The sequence below is a fragment of the Microbulbifer halophilus genome (genome assembly GCF_026183675.1).
In the GTDB taxonomy this organism is placed as follows: domain Bacteria; phylum Pseudomonadota; class Gammaproteobacteria; order Pseudomonadales; family Cellvibrionaceae; genus Microbulbifer; species Microbulbifer halophilus.
In genome coordinates this window covers 50,768-65,532 of sequence record NZ_JAPIVK010000024.1, presented here as the reverse complement: position 1 = coordinate 65,532, position 14,765 = coordinate 50,768, and the positions used below count along the sequence as shown (strand labels likewise).

Sequence of the window (14,765 nt, the reverse complement as noted above, 5' to 3'; positions counted from 1 at the left end):
ATTTGAGGTGCCAGATATGTAAACGATGTCCCCGGTTTAAACTGTAAAGGATGTTCCGGTTGCACAGGGAGAGGGCCTCTCCCGCTCCACTGGATGAAAACCGCCCCCCTGCGGTAGAATGCGCGCCGCTTTAAAATTCCCCGGAATCCGAGAGTTCATGGAAATCAATCCCCTCCTCAACCAATTGCAAGACCTCGAAGAGCGCACCGACGTTCTTAGGGGGTATCTTTGACTACGCTACCAAGAAAGAACGCCTGACCGAGGTCGAGCTGGAACTGGCCGAACCCAGCGTCTGGGACAACCCGGACCGCGCCCAGGAACTGGGCCGCGAGCGCTCCTCCCTGGAGACGGTAGTTTCAACTATCGAAAGTCTCGACAGCGGTATCTCCGACTGCCGCGAGCTCCTGGAGATGGCCGCGGAAGAGGGGGACGAGGACTCGGTCGCCGAGGTCTCCGGCGAGATCGAGGGCCTGCAGAAGCAACTGGGCGTACTCGAATTCCGCCGCATGTTCTCCGGCCCCAACGACGCCAACAACGCCTACCTGGATATCCAGTCCGGTTCCGGCGGAACCGAGGCCCAGGACTGGGCGGAGATGCTGTTGCGCATGTACCTGCGCTGGGGCGAGGCCCACGGTTTCAAGACCACGCTGGAAGAGGCCTCCGCCGGCGATGTGGCCGGTATCAAGAGCGCCACTATCCACTTTCAGGGCGACCACGCCTTCGGTTGGCTGCGCACCGAGACCGGCGTGCACCGCCTGGTGCGCAAGTCGCCGTTCGATTCCGGCAACCGCCGCCATACCTCTTTCACCTCCGTCTTCGTGTCGCCGGAAATCGACGACAATATCGAGATCGAGGTGGACAAGTCCCAGGTGCGCGAGGATACCTACCGAGCCTCCGGCGCCGGCGGCCAGCACGTGAACAAGACCGACTCCGCGGTTCGCCTGACCCATCTCGAGTCCGGCATTGTCGTCGCCTGCCAGAGCGAGCGTTCCCAGCACCAGAACCGCGACAAGGCCTGGAAGATACTGCGTGCCAGACTGTACGAGCAGGAGATGCAGAAGCGCAATGCCGACAGGCAGGCGATGGAAGAAAACAAGTCGGATATCGGCTGGGGCAGCCAGATCCGTTCCTACGTGCTCGACGACCAGCGTATCAAGGACCTGCGTACCGGCGTGCAGACCAGCAACTGCCAGACAGTGCTGGACGGGGACCTGGACCAGTTTATCGAGGCGAGCCTGAAAGCGGGCCTGTAAATTCTCCCGTAGGGTGCGCCGTGCGCACCGCCTGACCACAACGGTGCGCACGGCGCACCCCACCTCAACGACACGCAAATAATCGACATGACAGACACCCGATCCCAGCAAGACGAAAATAAACTCATTGCCGAGCGCCGCGCCAAGCTGTCCGCGTTGCGCGAGAAGGGCAATGCTTTTCCGAACGCTTTCCGCCGCGAAAACCTGGCGGAGGATCTGCAGCGTGAGTTCGGTGACAAGAGCAAGGAAGAACTGGAAGAGCTGGGTAAGGTCGCCAGCGTGGCCGGCCGTATCCTGGCCAAGCGTGGGCCCTTCATGGTGATCCAGGATGTGTCCGGCCGCATCCAGTTGTACGCCGGCAAGCCGGCGCAGAAGGACATGAAAGAGCGCTTCGGGGCCTGGGATATCGGCGATATCGTCGGCGTGCGCGGTACCCTGCAGAAATCCGGCAAGGGCGATCTCTACGTCACCTGCGAGGAGTACACGCTGCTGACCAAGGCGCTGCGCCCGCTGCCGGAAAAATTCCACGGTATTGCGGACCAGGAAATGCGCTATCGCCAGCGCTATGTGGACCTGATCGCAACGCCGGAATCCCGCGATGTATTCCGTACCCGCTCGCGCGTGATCGATTACATCCGCCGCTTCCTGAACGACAACCACTTCATGGAAGTGGAGACGCCGATGCTGCAGGTGATTCCCGGCGGCGCCACCGCGCGGCCGTTCATCACCCACCACAACGCGCTGGATATCGATATGTACCTGCGCGTGGCACCGGAGCTGTATCTGAAGCGCCTGGTGGTGGGGGGCTTCGAGCGCGTCTACGAAATCAACCGGAACTTCCGCAACGAGGGGCTGAGCACACGCCACAACCCCGAATTCACCATGCTCGAGTTTTACCAGGGTTACGCGGATTACAACGACCTGATGAACCTGACCGAGGCCATGCTGCGCGGCATCTGCGAGGAAGTGCTGGGCAACACCACGGTGGAATACCAGGGCAACAGTTATGATTTTGCCCGGCCGTTCGAGCGCCTGACGGTTTTCGATTCGATTCTGCGCTACAACCCGAACTTGAGCCACGGCGATATCGACAACCTGGATAGTGCCCGCAAGGTGGCCGAGAGCCTGGAAATTCCGCTGAAGGATTCCTGGGGCCTGGGCAAGGTGCAGATCGAGATTTTCGAGAAAACCGTCGAGCACCGCCTGGACCAGCCGACCTTCATCACCGAATACCCCACCGAGGTATCGCCGCTGGCGCGCCGCGACGACGACAACCCGTTCGTGACCGAGCGCTTCGAGTTCTTCGTCGGTGGCCGCGAACTCGCCAACGGCTTCTCGGAGCTGAACGATGCCGAGGACCAGGCGGAGCGCTTCAAGGCCCAGGTGGCGGAGAAAGATGCCGGCGACGACGAGGCCATGCACTACGATGCCGACTATATCCGCGCACTGGAATACGGTCTGCCGCCGACGGCGGGGGAGGGGATCGGCATCGACCGGCTGGTGATGCTGCTGACCGATTCACCGTCGATCCGCGATGTGCTGCTGTTCCCGCATATGCGCCCGGAGACCGCTGCGGAATAATCCCTTTTACTGTACCCTGCAGGGGCGGTCCATGGCAGCGATCGGACTATCGGAACAATCCGAATATCGCTCGTGGCCATGGACCCTTCCCGCAGATACATCTGTGATCCCCCGATCGGGAAACAAAACGGGACACTCATACCGCCCGGCTGAGGACCTGGTCCCGCAAATACAGCAGGATGTCGTAATACCAGCCAAGTGTCGGGCTTCCCCGCCACTTTTCGATCTCTTCCCAGTTGGCTTTATCGAAAACGCTCCAGATATAAACGGCTTCCAGTTCATTGTCCGCAGGGGCGTCGGGGTAGCGTTGGTGAATCTGGGAGTACTGGGAGATACTGCCGTGCTCGATATCGACAGAGGCATTGGTGGCCGCGACGAGATTGGTTTTCTGGATTTTTGTGTGGATCGTTTTGATTTGATCATTCGAGGCCAGGAAATAGCCCGCTCCAAATTGAAGGCTGAACTGGTGTTCCAATACCGACACCGACTGGTTACTGATCTTTACTCCGGTTTCCTCATAAAACTCACGTGCCGCGCCCCCGGTGATTGATTCGCCTTTGTTGCGTTTACCACCCGGGAGTGCGTAGTTATCGCCGCCGTTCAACGATTGTCCGTCGGGAACAATAGCTCCCTGGCTCTTGGCGGGGTCATAAAAGAAATAGCCCTTCGAAAGCTTCCGTGCGAGCATGAAATGTCCATCCTCCGTGTAAAGTACAGCGTAAACTTGCATGATGTTTCTCCTTGACGTTTCTAATCCTCAAAGATTCCGGGAATTACCGGTATTTGATGATGAAGTTGACGGCAATATTCTTGGGCCGTGTTTCCGAGCTCGATCTCGCCGGCTTGGTGGGAGAGGCCGTTTCCTTGGATGTGATATTGGTTCCGGCTGCCTGCCCCTGAGCTGAAACGCCCGATGGTTGGGTTATGTCGTAGCTGTGTGTATGGTCCTGGAGGGTGTCGCATTGTAGAGAGCCGACAACATTGGCAACTGTGCCAAAACCATCCGGGGCATTCCGGTTTTTCGCATCGGGGTCCAGGCCGGCTCCGGCATCGTAACCACGCAAAAACAGCCCGCGGTAGTCGGGAATGCGGAACATGGCAACCTGGCTTTCCGTCTTTTCTCCATACAGGGTGCCGATAACCGCATAGAGTTCCGGATAACCCTCTACCGGAAGCCAGCGGCCGTCGCAGAGCATCCATCCCTGGTTTTCCGGATATATGAGTGGCGATTTATCGGATACGGACGCACTGCCAGGTGTGAAACCTGTACAGTCGCTGTTACTCCAAAGGTCGTTCTGCGCTCCGGATACCGGATTGACCTGGCCCGCAAACGGGCATATTGAGCCAATTGGGGTTGTGACAAACATGGCGTGACCTCCGTAATGTCATTTATTCAAGTTCCGGAGCCCGGGGGGATGTCGGTGACGTGAAACGCCGGCTCCCGGAATCAGGCCCCGGATCTTGAGATCCTTGAGTCATGGCTTTTCGGGTGGGTATCTTCTATTTGCTCCCGGCTACAACGAATGCGTTGCATTGAAGAGCATTCATAAGCGTTGAAAATTGCTGACGCCCATACGTTTCGACTTCGCCACTGAAAGAGTCATACAGTTGAAAGGTCCGATTATCTTTCACCCGGATAGCGACAACGTGAACGTCATTTCCGGCCCAGATCTGCGTTCCAGTAGCGAAGATGCCGTTCTCTACCCCGCTGACAACCTTCTCTTTCAATTCCCGCTTGCCGCTGAGTGAATTGGCGGCGTAATTTGCCTGGTCATCCAGACCCGCAAATCCGATTAGTACTTCCGCCATTTCCAACTTTTTTTTGTCACTGATGTTGCCGAGACCGAAAGGTGAGGGGGGATCGTTCTGTAACCAGTATATCGAAAGTAATGAGCAGAATTGGTTTACATAGAGCCAGTTCTCGCCCGCAGGTTGACTGGTCGATATCTCGTATAGGGTGGCACTGCTTCCCAAAGTTGAAGTGTCCAACCAAAGAGGCGGGTTGGAATCACTGATTTTACCGATTTTGATTTGATGTGGCATGGAATGATTCTCCAGAAGTATTCAACCGGAGCGGGATCGGAAGACGATCCCGCCGGTTTCCGGGTTATGAGATGGTCCAGTTGTTGTCAGAACCCAGTGTGGCCGTTTTGTCGTACACATTGGGGTCGTACTTCACTTCTGAAGTCTGGGTGATCGTCTGAATATCCAGGACGGTTCCCACCTTCTGGTCAATGCCGGCGGCAATCCAGTAACTGGGGGTGGGGGTAAACTGGTGTTTCAAGTTGGTTCCGGCCTGGACGACGTAGGTACCGGCACCGGACATTCCTATGCCGACGGAATACCGGTTGTTGGGGACATCGCTTGCGTCGTTGATTATCAGGGATCCCTTGGGAGAAGCCTGGACCGGATCGGAAAGTCCGGGGCCCGGATCAGTACTGAAATTTGTGCTGTTTGCACCGTCCGGACTGGCATCCTTTGAGCCGGAGGCAAAAAAGTTCACGCCCGGGATCAATGTTCCCGTATCGCTCCAGACGAAGTTGTAGTCGACCTCCCACTGGAACCTGATCTGGTCTCCGACCCTGATCTGGTAGGGGCTGGCAAACCATGCGAGAGAGAAGAGGTCATTCGACTGGTTTGGCATCTTCTGGTAGACATAAATTACCCAGGGCTGTGCGCTGTTGTTGACAGCGGTCAGCGAGTACGGGGTTCCGCCTGACGTGGCCGCAGCCGGTTGAGCCTGGTTGGAAACTGTTGTTTTGCCATCTCTGGCATAGCTGATTGTCATGACCATTTTCGGTGTCCTCATTCGGATTGAGTATTGGTAGTTACATCTCTGTTACGGGCGGGAGAGTTTTGATCCCGCGCCGAATCCAAGAGTAGGTCACGTGGTGGGAGCACTGGTATCAGTGCAAATACGGATGGAGATGTCCGTAGACGAGCCTACAGTGAAGACGGGTGCTTCATTCGATAAGGCCAGCCATGATTGTAAAGCGCACGACTTCGGAAAGGTTGTTGGCTGAGATCTTTTTCATCAGCCGATCCCGATAGGTATCTACGGTTCTCGGGCTGACATTCAGCAGGCGGGCGATCTGCTTGCTGCTGTTTCCGGTGGAAATCAGGCGGGCGACCTCGGTCTCCCGTGGGGAAAGCGGTGAAAATATTCCACCCTGTCGGTGAAACTTACTTATTTTTGTGCGAATTTTCGGATCTGTGAATGTGCCTCCGTCCTGGACAGTCTGCAGTGCTCTCAGTAGGCTATCAAAGGGGCTGTGCTTTAATACGTAGCCACTGGCACCCGCTTCCCGGGCTGTCATTGCAACGAGCGGGGCTTCACATGAGGTAAGAATGATCACCTGGGTCGGGTAGCCGTAAAGGTCGATTTTTCGGGCAATATCAATGCCGCCGATTCCCCGTATGTTTACCTCCAGTATGGCGAGGTCCGGTTTTTCCCGTTTGATAATGTCCCAGGTCTCCTGTCCATCTCCTGCCAGGAAAAGCCTGTCTATCGTGTCCAGGGACTTTATCAGGGATTGAAGACCCTGCCGGAATACTTCATGTCCGTCTGCAATCACTATGTTCATTTTCATAGCCATAGCTTCCCTGTCCTTTTTATTCGGGTTGTCGAGGAAGAATAAAATCGTCTGGGAAGGACAGGCTGTTCCCTGTGGAACAGCCTGTGATGGGAGAGGTGAAGGCAATATCGAATTTCGTGTGGAGCTATGGGGTTCAGCGGCCAGTTTCGTTATGTCGCGAAACTTTCTCTCCTTTTATTGTGAAAAGTTTTGTGAGGAGGGCCCGGTTAATGGAGATGACCTGGCCGGAGGCCAGTTTGATGGCTCCCAGGTTGTGAAGCTTTTTCAACTGCTGGTTGACTTTGGGGCGGCTGGCATTGGCCATGTTGGCAAGCAATCCCTGGTGGAGCTGGTGCAGGGACAGGTATTGCTGCTGATCCAGGCGGCAGAATAGCCTCGCGAGTCGGCCTTCCAGGTTATGCAGGGCAATTTCCTCGACTATTGCCAGAAGACTGGAAAGGCGCTGGCCCAGCAACCTGTTCAGGTCGGAGGATATCGCGCCGATGTCGGCTTTGGACAGCATGTTCCTGCGTATTTTCAGCACTCTTGAGTGGGTGAGGGCGAGGCAGTCGGTATCCCGGGAAATGGCGTTGGCAAGTGCGGTTTCGCCCAGTGAATCGCCGCGGGTTGCCAGGCGCACGGAGAACTCCCGTCCTTCAGGGGAAGCAAGCGACAGGCGTACCAGGCCATTGATCACCAGCAGAACCGAGTCGGCCTCTTCACCTTTCCGGTAAAGGAATTCTCCCGGCGGATGTGTCCGGCAGACAGCCCTGCGTGCAATCTCCGAAAGTATGCTGCTATCCAGTGCTTGGAAGATCGGGCTACTGGAAACAAGGGAAAGACGCTCTCCAAAAGGCACAGCTTGTTTCACTAAATGTTGCCGGTGTCGTATACCTCTGCCGCTGGGTTGCCCTGTTGCCTGCCCGGTACGATTGTTGTTCCGGAGCTATCCGGAAGAGCGGCCGTTATTACGCGGGTCACAGGGCCGTGTGTGGAAGCTGTCGGATCAATGGGGCTGGCGGCCCGTGGTCTAGTGTGCTGTACGGGAAGTTCGCAAATAGTTCGCTGCGCCAAAGCGCCCAGCTCTGCGTTGAGAAAGCTTGAAATAGCCNTAGTGTGCTGTACGGGAAGTTCGCAAATAGTTCGCTGCGCCAAAGCGCCCAGCTCTGCGTTGAGAAAGCTTGAAATAGCCCTGCTATTCCAGCGCTTTCTCGCCTTGATCTGAGCGCTTTGGCTGTGCGCCTTTGTTCGCGAACTTCCCGCACGGCACACTAGGCGGTCGTTGCAGGGGCTGAGCTCCTCCCGTCCGGAAAGTCAGCTCCGGCAGACACAGCTGTTGTAGCGTCCGGTGGCGGAGTGAGCGTCAACGATTTTCCGGAACTCAAAGTGCTCCAGGGCGTATTTGATGGCATCCCAGGCGTCCCGCTCTCCGCGATCACCGTACTCGACGACACAATCGGGTCCCAGGTAGCGGAGAATTCCCACAGGCTGATAGATATTGTCGCCCGCCTCGGGCCAGCTCTCCGTGGTAAGCAGGGGTGATGCTGTCTTCTGGTCGCGCCGCTGCGCGCGAGCCAATTGGGCGAGAGCGGGCCACCAGGGAAGAAAGGGAACCAGGTCGTATTCATTCTGGTATCGCACGCTGAACGTCCGCAGCCCCAGAGCGTTGTAGTTATTGCGAAAGGTTTCGTCGCAAGTCAGGGGTGCGGCGAAGCAGCAGTTTTCGACCAGGATATGTGGATAGGCGGTTTTCAATAGCGAGGCAGCGAGGAAGGTCATCGCCGCACCCTTGGAGTGACCGGTGATGAGAATGCCCTGTCTGGTCTCCAGATCTATCTTCGAGATGGCGTTTTCTACCTGGTCCCAGACACTGTGTACGGCATCGGCAAAGCCGGTTTCCACGCGACCGAAAAATTTGCCGTTGACATTCCAATCGGTGGGGCCGGCTTCGAAATCCTGTAGCCAGTCTTCCACCCAGGCCCAGAAGTTGCCCTGGAAAGGTGGCAGGGTGCCGCGGAGTGCCAGTACAACCCAGTCGTCTACCGTCTCCGCGACAAATCCGGCATTGATCTGTTCCGGTCCGTTGACGAATACGGTGGGCTGGGTACCGGGTTTCGGTTCCAGCGCTTGCAGGTTGGGGTTGTCGGGATCGATTTTTCCATCCTTGATGGCGTAGCAGGCGATTGACGCATTGATCAGGCGACATTCCAATGTGCTCATGGAGAGTATCCTTATTATTTGTGTTCCTGTTAACAAAACAGTTGTGAACTTTGGAAGCTACGCCATGTAGGGCAATGAATCCATATGCTTGGCGCTATAATAGACCGTTGTTGTCCATGTCAGTCGGCGGCATTTTTAATCGAACATATTTTGTTATTTTGATTGCGGGAGCAACGATTTGGATCGGCAGTCGAGTGTCGCGAGCACTTTCGGCAGGTATGAATGGGCTTGATCAGCCGATGTTCCCGTATAGGTGCCCGGAGTGTGCCGCGGAATAGCTGTCACTGAGTTTCCGGGAGAGCAGAAGGCGGCGGCACAGAGCAGCAATGGCGGTGTTGAGCGCCTGGGTACTGCGAACTGGCGGCTGTCCGCTGCCATCGCCGCAGGAGCCTGTTGTGCAGGCGCTAATGAGCGGGGCCGGCTCCCTTGTCAGCCCTGAATACCCAGCGGTCCACTGGGTACATAAATCACTTCCTTCGCCGAACTCCCGGCACGTTGCACTTCCACCTCGACGGTTTCGCCCGGCGCCACCTTGTAGATTTGCGAGCGCAGATCCCCCGAGTGGAAGATACGTTCGCCGTTGTAGGAAATGATTTTATCGCCGGGCTGCAGGCCGGCATTCCGGGCCGGCGTGTTGTCGAGTACCCGGTCTATCTGCATCTCCGGCTGGCCGCCGTTGACCTCCAGATAGCGTTCGAATTCCTGCTCGTTCAGTTCGTGTTCGAACATCTTGCGCGGGTGGCTGTAGTTACTGAGTTTTTCCTTGAGTTTCTGCGCCTCCGGGGAGGATTTGTCTTTCAGGTGGCGGTATTCGTGGGTGATCTGCATATGCTCGTACTGGAAACGTTCCTGTCTCTCCAGGATGTATTCCGCCCGGTCCGGATTGAGGCCCGCGTCTATCAGTCGCTGTAGTTGCATACGGCGGTATTTCCGGTAGCGCTCCCCGCGGGACAGCTGCTCATCGCCCGAGTGCGTCTCCCGGTGCTGGCTTTGCCGGATTGCCGCGGTGCGATCTTCCACCGATGCGTCCGCCGGCGCCACCTGTTCCAGCTTTTTGCCGAGATCCTCCACCAGCTCCAGCAATTGTGACTGCATGCGGTTGGCGTCGCGCAGGGATTTCTCCAGCGACTGCACGCGTTTTTCCAGGCTGGTTTCGTTACCGCCAAAGAGACTGGCGGCGCCGGGCTGTTCTCCATCTGCGGTTGCGCTGCGATTCAGCGCGCCGTAGGCGATATAGGTGACCGCGATCAGCAGCAGTGTCACCGCGGTGATCAGGGCGGGTTTTCCGGATTTCATGTGGTTCGCCTGCTTCTTTATTCCAGGATGATCAGGTGATTGGGCAGTTCGTTTTTGATTTCGCTGACGGGCGCCGCCTCCTCGAGCAGCTCGCCGCACTGTTCAATACAGTGTACGAAGGCTTCGCCGGTTTTGCCGCGTTTGATTTCGCGGATGAAATGCTCGACGATTTCCTGCCAGTTCTCGTCGGTGACCTGCGCCGCCAGGCCGCGATCGGCGAGAATCTCCACATAGTGTTCCGCCCGGGACACAAAAATCAACAGTCCCAGGCGCCCGCGGGTGCTGTGCAGCTCCTGCTCGAGAAATGCCCGCCGCGCCAGGTTGGCGGCGCGCCAGTACTTCACTTTCCTCGGCACCAGCCGCATGGTCAGTGGCCGCCAGCGGAACAGCACCGACAGGGCGATAAACAGGATCCACTGCAGGGTAAAGGCCTGCTGGTACTCGAGCCACCAGGGCAGGAACTGCATCAGCGGCGCCAGCAGCAGGGCCAGGAAGGCCGCCCAGAGGGTGGAAATATACAGGTAGTTGTCCGCCTCCCGCGCCAGTACCGTGACCACTTCCGCGTCGGTGCGGGATTCCACCTCCCTGATGGTTTCGACGACCTTGCGCCGGTATTCACTGGTTAACATTCACCATCCCCCGGAGGCGCCGCCTCCACCAAATCCGCCACCCCCGCCGCCGAAGCCGCCACCCGGGCCCCCGCCGCCAAAGCCGCCCCCGAAACCGCCACCACCATAATAGCCGCCATAGCGCCCGCGGCGGTAGCGGCCGCTGGCCGGCGTCGCCAGTACCGAGCTGCCGAACAGCTGCAGCATCACCAGCAGCAGAAACAGCCCCACCAGCAGCGCCAGGCGGCGATCGCCGCCGGATTCCGTGGGTTCGGCCACATACTCGTCCCCGATCGCCGCGATCATGGACTCGACACCGGCGGTCACACCGCCGTCGAAGTCGCCGTTCTTGAAACGGGGCAGAATCTTGGTGTGAATGATATTGGCGGAAAGGGCATCGGTGAGTGCGCCCTCGAGGCCGTAGCCCACCTCGATGCGCACCTGCCGCTCATCGGGCGCGACGATCAGCAGTGCGCCGTTGTCCCTGTCCTCCTGTCCGATTTTCCAGTGGCGACCAAGCTGGTAGCCGTACTCCTCGACGGTCAGCCCCTGCAGGTCCGGCAGGGTGACCACCACCAACTGGTTGCCGGTCTGCTCTTCGTGTTGCTGCATGAGTTCCGTCAGTTGGTATTCCGTGTCGGGGCTCAACAGCTTGGCATTGTCCACCACCCGGCCGGACAGGGTGGGGAACTGTATATCCGCGAGCGCCCCCGCCGCGTAAAGGAGTGCGGCGAGGGCGAAGAGGCAGGCGGCGGTGGGCCCGGGGGCGCGGAGACGGATCGGCATGTGGAGCACCGTTTACTGGAAGTCGACTTCCGGCGCCTTCTCCGCATCCTCGCTGGTGGCCTGGAAGGTCTCGCGGATGGGCATATCGCTGTAGAGCACCATATGCCAGATGCGCCCGGGGAAGGTGCGGATCTCGCGGTTGTAGCGCTCCACCGCCTGGATATAATCGCGCCGGGCCACGCCGATGCGGTTCTCGGTGCCCTCCAGCTGCGATTGCAGGGTGAGGAAGTTCTGGTCCGCCTTCAGGTCCGGGTAGCGCTCCACCACCACCATCAGGCGCGCCAGGGCGCTGGAGAGCTGGGCCTGGGCGGCCTCGAACTGCTGCAGCTTGGCCGGGTCGTTGAGCAGGTTCTCGTCCACCTGCATGGAACTGACCCTGGCGCGGGCCTCGGTGACCGCCTGCAGCGTCTCCCGCTCGTGGGCGGCGTAGGCCTTGACCGTCTTCACCAGGTTGGGGATCAGGTCGGCGCGGCGCTGGTACTGGTTCTCCACCTGTGCCCAGGCGGCTTTAACCCGCTCGTCGTAGGTGGGAATATTGTTGATACCGCAGCCGCTGAGGCCAACTGCCAGCAGGCACAAGACGGCGCTTTGCCAGGCGCGGGCGAGGGCAGAGTTCATACCGGGTGACCCCTTTGCCGAGAGAATGTGCAGAAAGCGTTCTCTACTAAACCACCCAAGAATAGCCTCCTGTTCCCGGAAAGCGCGGGGCCGGGCAACTGCGGAGCACAAATGGCGCTTAAAGCAACAATCTTCAAGGCCCGGCTGCGGCTGGCCGATATGGACCGTCAGCACTACGGGGACTACCGCCTGACGCTGGCGCGGCATCCGTCGGAGACCGACGAGCGCCTGATGGTGCGGCTGCTGGCCTTCGCCCACAACGCGGCCGAAGACCTCGAGTTTACCCGCGGCCTGTCCACCGACGATGAGGCGGACCTCTGGCTGCGGAACCCGGCGGGCGAAATCGACCTCTGGATCGAAGTGGGCCTGCCGGCGGAGGACCGATTGCGCAAGGCCTGCAATCGTGCCGATCAGGTATTGGTGTACAGTTACGGGCGCCGCGCGGCGCCGGTCTGGTGGCGAAAGCACGGCGCTGCGCTGGAACGGTTCGACAAGCTGCGCGTCTACCACCTGCCGGGCGAGACCTGCGAGCAGCTCGCGGCGCTGGCCGAGCGCAATATGAACCTGAATATCACCGTCCAGGACGGCCATCTCTGGATCGGCAGCGCCGAGCGGAGTGTGGAGGTCGTCCCGGAGGTCTGGAAGTAGTTTCACCGGATGGGCAAATCCGCGCATGGCCCACCGAATATCATTCAAAACGGAGAAATCGATGCCTTCTTTCGACATTGTGTCCGAAGTGGACAAGCACCAACTGACCAACGCCGTGGACCAGGTCAACCGCACCGTGGCCAACCGCTTCGACTTCAAGGGGGTGGATGCGGAAGTGGAGATGAGCGGCTTCGACCTTACCGTGCGCGCCGAGGCGGATATCCAGGTCACCCAGATGGTGGATATGCTGCGCTCGGCGCTGATCAAGTGCGATATCGACCCGCTGGCAATGGACGTGGGTGAGGAGGAGCAGTCCGGCAAGCAGGTAAAAGTACAGATCACCCTGAAAAACGGGCTCGAAAAGGAACTGTCAAAAAAGATCGTTAAGATCGTCAAGGAAGAAAAACTCAAGGTGCAGGCGTCGATCCAGGGCGACCAGGTACGGGTGACCGGCAAGAAGCGCGACGACCTGCAGAAGGTGATCGCCATGCTGCGCAACCGGGAGCTGGACCAGCCCCTGCAGTTCGAGAACTTCCGAGACTGAACACGATAGACGCAGGGTGCGCCGCGCGCACCGACCACGACTCACAAAAGGGGATTTCCTTGCTCCGCAGCCTCCTGATCGCCGGCCTGCTGGCTCTGTCTTCGCCCCTGGCGGCAAATCCCGTCAGCGAAGCGAAACTGCTTTCCGCCCACAGGCTCGACAACAGCGCCGGCCTGGATGTGTCCGGGCTGAGCTTCTGTGACGGCAGGCTGCTGGCCGTCTCCGACAAGGATGCCGGCAACCTCTATGAAATTGCAGTCGACGGTCGGCGCGCGTCGCTGGTTTCCCACCGGGCCCTGGCCGGGCTGGACGCCCCGCAAGGCGAGTCGGGTGGCCCGCTCGCGAACCTGATCGACATGACCCGCCCGGATACGGACATGGATTTCGAGGGTGTCACCTGTGATCGCGAATCCGTGTACCTGGTCAGCGAGCGCCACCATCGTATCGCGCGCCTCGACCGCCGGGGTGCGGCCGAGTGGCTACCGCAACGCTGGGCGCAGGCCGCGCGCGAACATGGCTATCTGCAGAAATTCAACGCCGCGGCCGAAGGGTTGGTCGAGGTGGACGGGAATTTCTGGATAGCGCTGGAGCGGGAGCCCCGCGGTTTGCTGCATCTGAAAGCGGACACCGGTCCGACGCTGTTCGAGATTCCCCCGGTCGACGGCCTGGATTTCCGCGGCCGCTCCGAGGATATCGCCGGGCTCGCTTTCCACGACGGCGCACTGTTTACCCTGGAGCGCAACGCCCACGTCGTATGCCGCCGCTCGCCGGAAGATCTGCGGGCCGAATGGTGTGTCCACTACGGCGCCATCGAAGAGGCGCCCGAGTATGTCTACGCGGAAACCGAATACGGCAAGGGCGAGGGCCTGGCGGTGGACGACAGCGGTATCTACCTGGTGTTCGACAACAACAACGTCGCCCGCGCCGCCGATCCCGAAGACAGGCGCGCACTGCTACTGCACCTGGGCGCGCCGAGCTCCAGCTCGGCATCGCGGGCCGCAGGCCCGCCAGAATAAGCTGCCGCAGAGGTAAACCTTGACCACCGACTATCTCCCAACCCTCCTGGAAGAAATCCGCCACTGCCGCCTCTGCGAGGAGTACCTGCCCCTGGGCCCCAACCCGGTAGTCCGCGCCGCCCGAACCGCGCGCCTGCTGATCGTCGGCCAGGCCCCGGGCACCAGAGTGCACGAAACCGGCATCCCCTGGAACGACCCCTCCGGCGACCGATTGCGAGACTGGCTGCGGATGGACAAAGACACCTTCTACGACCAGTCCCGCATCGCCATCATCCCCATGGGCTTCTGCTATCCGGGAAGAGGCAAGGGCGGCGACCTGCCGCCGCGCCCCGAATGCGCCGCCACCTGGCATCGCCGACTGCTCGACCAGCTGCCGGATTTGCAACTGACCCTGCTGGTGGGACAATACGCCCAGCGCCATTACCTGCCGCATCGATACGGCAGCCTGACGGAAAACGTACGCCACCACCGCGACGCACTGCCGGCCGGCTACTTCCCGCTGCCGCACCCGAGCCCGCGCAATACGCTATGGCTGCGCCAGCGCCCGTGGTTCGAAGAGCAGGTGGTACCGGAACTGCGCCGACAAGTAAAAAAAGCACTGAAGTAGCGCCCCTCTCTCT

At 59.3% G+C, this 14,765-nt stretch carries 17 protein-coding genes; 6 read left to right on the top strand and 11 right to left on the bottom strand.

The window, feature by feature from the left end; genetic code table 11:
- The first annotated feature begins 157 nt into the window (after nucleotides 1–157).
- Both prfB and lysS read left to right on the top strand, forming a co-directional pair.
- Nucleotides 158–1,253 (top strand): peptide chain release factor 2 gene (prfB, locus tag OQE62_RS13415; RefSeq protein WP_377535611.1). Its coding sequence is split into 2 segments (ribosomal slippage): nucleotides 158–229 and nucleotides 231–1,253, totalling 1,095 coding nucleotides; the frame shifts between segments, so codons are not numbered across the junction.
- Between the two features lie 87 nt (nucleotides 1,254–1,340).
- A complete protein-coding gene (gene lysS / locus OQE62_RS13410) occupies nucleotides 1,341–2,834 on the top strand; it encodes a lysine--tRNA ligase (RefSeq protein WP_265722548.1) in 1,494 nt (497 codons plus the stop codon).
- Nucleotides 2,835–2,970: 136 nt separating this feature from the next.
- Here lysS and OQE62_RS13405 read toward each other — a convergent pair whose 3' ends face one another.
- The 11 genes from OQE62_RS13405 to OQE62_RS13355 all read right to left on the bottom strand — a co-directional run bounded on the left by OQE62_RS13405 (nucleotide 2,971) and on the right by OQE62_RS13355 (nucleotide 11,937).
- Nucleotides 2,971–3,564, bottom strand: coding sequence for an NUDIX hydrolase (locus OQE62_RS13405; protein ID WP_265722547.1), 594 nt, complete (start codon nucleotides 3,562–3,564; stop codon nucleotides 2,971–2,973).
- A 43-nt stretch (nucleotides 3,565–3,607) separates the two neighbouring features.
- Nucleotides 3,608–4,201 (bottom strand): tail fiber protein, encoded by a 594-nt coding sequence (locus OQE62_RS13400; RefSeq protein ID WP_265722546.1) that lies wholly within the window; start codon nucleotides 4,199–4,201, stop codon nucleotides 3,608–3,610.
- 133 nt (nucleotides 4,202–4,334) lie between these two features.
- Entirely contained in the window at nucleotides 4,335–4,877 is a 543-nt protein-coding gene (locus tag OQE62_RS13395; protein ID WP_265722545.1) for a hypothetical protein, read from the bottom strand.
- Nucleotides 4,878–4,941: 64 nt separating this feature from the next.
- Entirely contained in the window at nucleotides 4,942–5,628 is a 687-nt protein-coding gene (locus OQE62_RS13390) for a hypothetical protein (protein WP_265722544.1), read from the bottom strand.
- 169 nt (nucleotides 5,629–5,797) lie between these two features.
- The gene (locus tag OQE62_RS13385; RefSeq protein WP_265722543.1) at nucleotides 5,798–6,424 is read right to left on the bottom strand and encodes a response regulator; all 627 of its coding nucleotides are present in this window, start codon (nucleotides 6,422–6,424) and stop codon (nucleotides 5,798–5,800) included.
- Nucleotides 6,425–6,563: 139 nt separating this feature from the next.
- Nucleotides 6,564–7,280 carry a Crp/Fnr family transcriptional regulator gene (locus OQE62_RS13380; protein ID WP_265722542.1) on the bottom strand — a complete coding sequence of 239 codons (717 nt, stop codon included), beginning with the start codon at nucleotides 7,278–7,280 and terminating at the stop codon, nucleotides 6,564–6,566.
- A gap of 443 nt (nucleotides 7,281–7,723) precedes the next feature.
- The gene (locus OQE62_RS13375) at nucleotides 7,724–8,629 is read right to left on the bottom strand and encodes a lipase family protein (RefSeq protein ID WP_265722541.1); all 906 of its coding nucleotides are present in this window, start codon (nucleotides 8,627–8,629) and stop codon (nucleotides 7,724–7,726) included.
- A gap of 429 nt (nucleotides 8,630–9,058) precedes the next feature.
- Nucleotides 9,059–9,925: a PDZ domain-containing protein gene (locus OQE62_RS13370; protein WP_265722540.1), complete on the bottom strand. Its 867-nt coding sequence runs from the start codon at nucleotides 9,923–9,925 to the stop codon at nucleotides 9,059–9,061.
- A gap of 17 nt (nucleotides 9,926–9,942) precedes the next feature.
- Nucleotides 9,943–10,554 (bottom strand): TPM domain-containing protein, encoded by a 612-nt coding sequence (locus tag OQE62_RS13365; protein WP_265722539.1) that lies wholly within the window; start codon nucleotides 10,552–10,554, stop codon nucleotides 9,943–9,945.
- Complete coding sequence (locus OQE62_RS13360) at nucleotides 10,555–11,319, bottom strand: TPM domain-containing protein (RefSeq protein WP_265722538.1); 765 nt, start codon at nucleotides 11,317–11,319, stop codon at nucleotides 10,555–10,557.
- Between the two features lie 12 nt (nucleotides 11,320–11,331).
- On the bottom strand, nucleotides 11,332–11,937 hold the full coding sequence (locus OQE62_RS13355) for a LemA family protein (RefSeq protein ID WP_265722537.1): 606 nt from the start codon (nucleotides 11,935–11,937) through the stop codon (nucleotides 11,332–11,334).
- Nucleotides 11,938–12,048: 111 nt separating this feature from the next.
- On the opposite strand from OQE62_RS13355, the gene OQE62_RS13350 reads away from it, so the two are divergent.
- The 4 genes from OQE62_RS13350 (at nucleotide 12,049) to OQE62_RS13335 (ending at nucleotide 14,752) form a co-directional block, all read left to right on the top strand.
- Complete coding sequence (locus tag OQE62_RS13350; RefSeq protein ID WP_265722536.1) at nucleotides 12,049–12,585, top strand: YaeQ family protein; 537 nt, start codon at nucleotides 12,049–12,051, stop codon at nucleotides 12,583–12,585.
- Nucleotides 12,586–12,646: 61 nt separating this feature from the next.
- Nucleotides 12,647–13,129, top strand: coding sequence for a YajQ family cyclic di-GMP-binding protein (locus tag OQE62_RS13345; RefSeq protein ID WP_265722535.1), 483 nt, complete (start codon nucleotides 12,647–12,649; stop codon nucleotides 13,127–13,129).
- 59 nt (nucleotides 13,130–13,188) lie between these two features.
- Nucleotides 13,189–14,145: an esterase-like activity of phytase family protein gene (locus OQE62_RS13340; RefSeq protein ID WP_265722534.1), complete on the top strand. Its 957-nt coding sequence runs from the start codon at nucleotides 13,189–13,191 to the stop codon at nucleotides 14,143–14,145.
- A gap of 19 nt (nucleotides 14,146–14,164) precedes the next feature.
- Nucleotides 14,165–14,752 carry a uracil-DNA glycosylase family protein gene (locus OQE62_RS13335; protein ID WP_265722533.1) on the top strand — a complete coding sequence of 196 codons (588 nt, stop codon included), beginning with the start codon at nucleotides 14,165–14,167 and terminating at the stop codon, nucleotides 14,750–14,752.
- Nucleotides 14,753–14,765: the final 13 nt, after the last annotated feature.

Coding starts and splice junctions, on each gene's coding strand:
- lysS (WP_265722548.1), top strand. CDS start 1,341: ATGACAGACACCCGATCCCAGCAAGACGAAAATAAACTCATTGCCGAG.
- OQE62_RS13405 (WP_265722547.1), bottom strand. CDS start 3,564: ATGCAAGTTTACGCTGTACTTTACACGGAGGATGGACATTTCATGCTC.
- OQE62_RS13400 (WP_265722546.1), bottom strand. CDS start 4,201: ATGTTTGTCACAACCCCAATTGGCTCAATATGCCCGTTTGCGGGCCAG.
- OQE62_RS13395 (WP_265722545.1), bottom strand. CDS start 4,877: ATGCCACATCAAATCAAAATCGGTAAAATCAGTGATTCCAACCCGCCT.
- OQE62_RS13390 (WP_265722544.1), bottom strand. CDS start 5,628: ATGGTCATGACAATCAGCTATGCCAGAGATGGCAAAACAACAGTTTCC.
- OQE62_RS13385 (WP_265722543.1), bottom strand. CDS start 6,424: ATGAAAATGAACATAGTGATTGCAGACGGACATGAAGTATTCCGGCAG.
- OQE62_RS13375 (WP_265722541.1), bottom strand. CDS start 8,629: ATGAGCACATTGGAATGTCGCCTGATCAATGCGTCAATCGCCTGCTAC.
- OQE62_RS13370 (WP_265722540.1), bottom strand. CDS start 9,925: ATGAAATCCGGAAAACCCGCCCTGATCACCGCGGTGACACTGCTGCTG.
- OQE62_RS13365 (WP_265722539.1), bottom strand. CDS start 10,554: ATGTTAACCAGTGAATACCGGCGCAAGGTCGTCGAAACCATCAGGGAG.
- OQE62_RS13360 (WP_265722538.1), bottom strand. CDS start 11,319: ATGCCGATCCGTCTCCGCGCCCCCGGGCCCACCGCCGCCTGCCTCTTC.
- OQE62_RS13355 (WP_265722537.1), bottom strand. CDS start 11,937: ATGAACTCTGCCCTCGCCCGCGCCTGGCAAAGCGCCGTCTTGTGCCTG.
- OQE62_RS13350 (WP_265722536.1), top strand. CDS start 12,049: ATGGCGCTTAAAGCAACAATCTTCAAGGCCCGGCTGCGGCTGGCCGAT.
- OQE62_RS13345 (WP_265722535.1), top strand. CDS start 12,647: ATGCCTTCTTTCGACATTGTGTCCGAAGTGGACAAGCACCAACTGACC.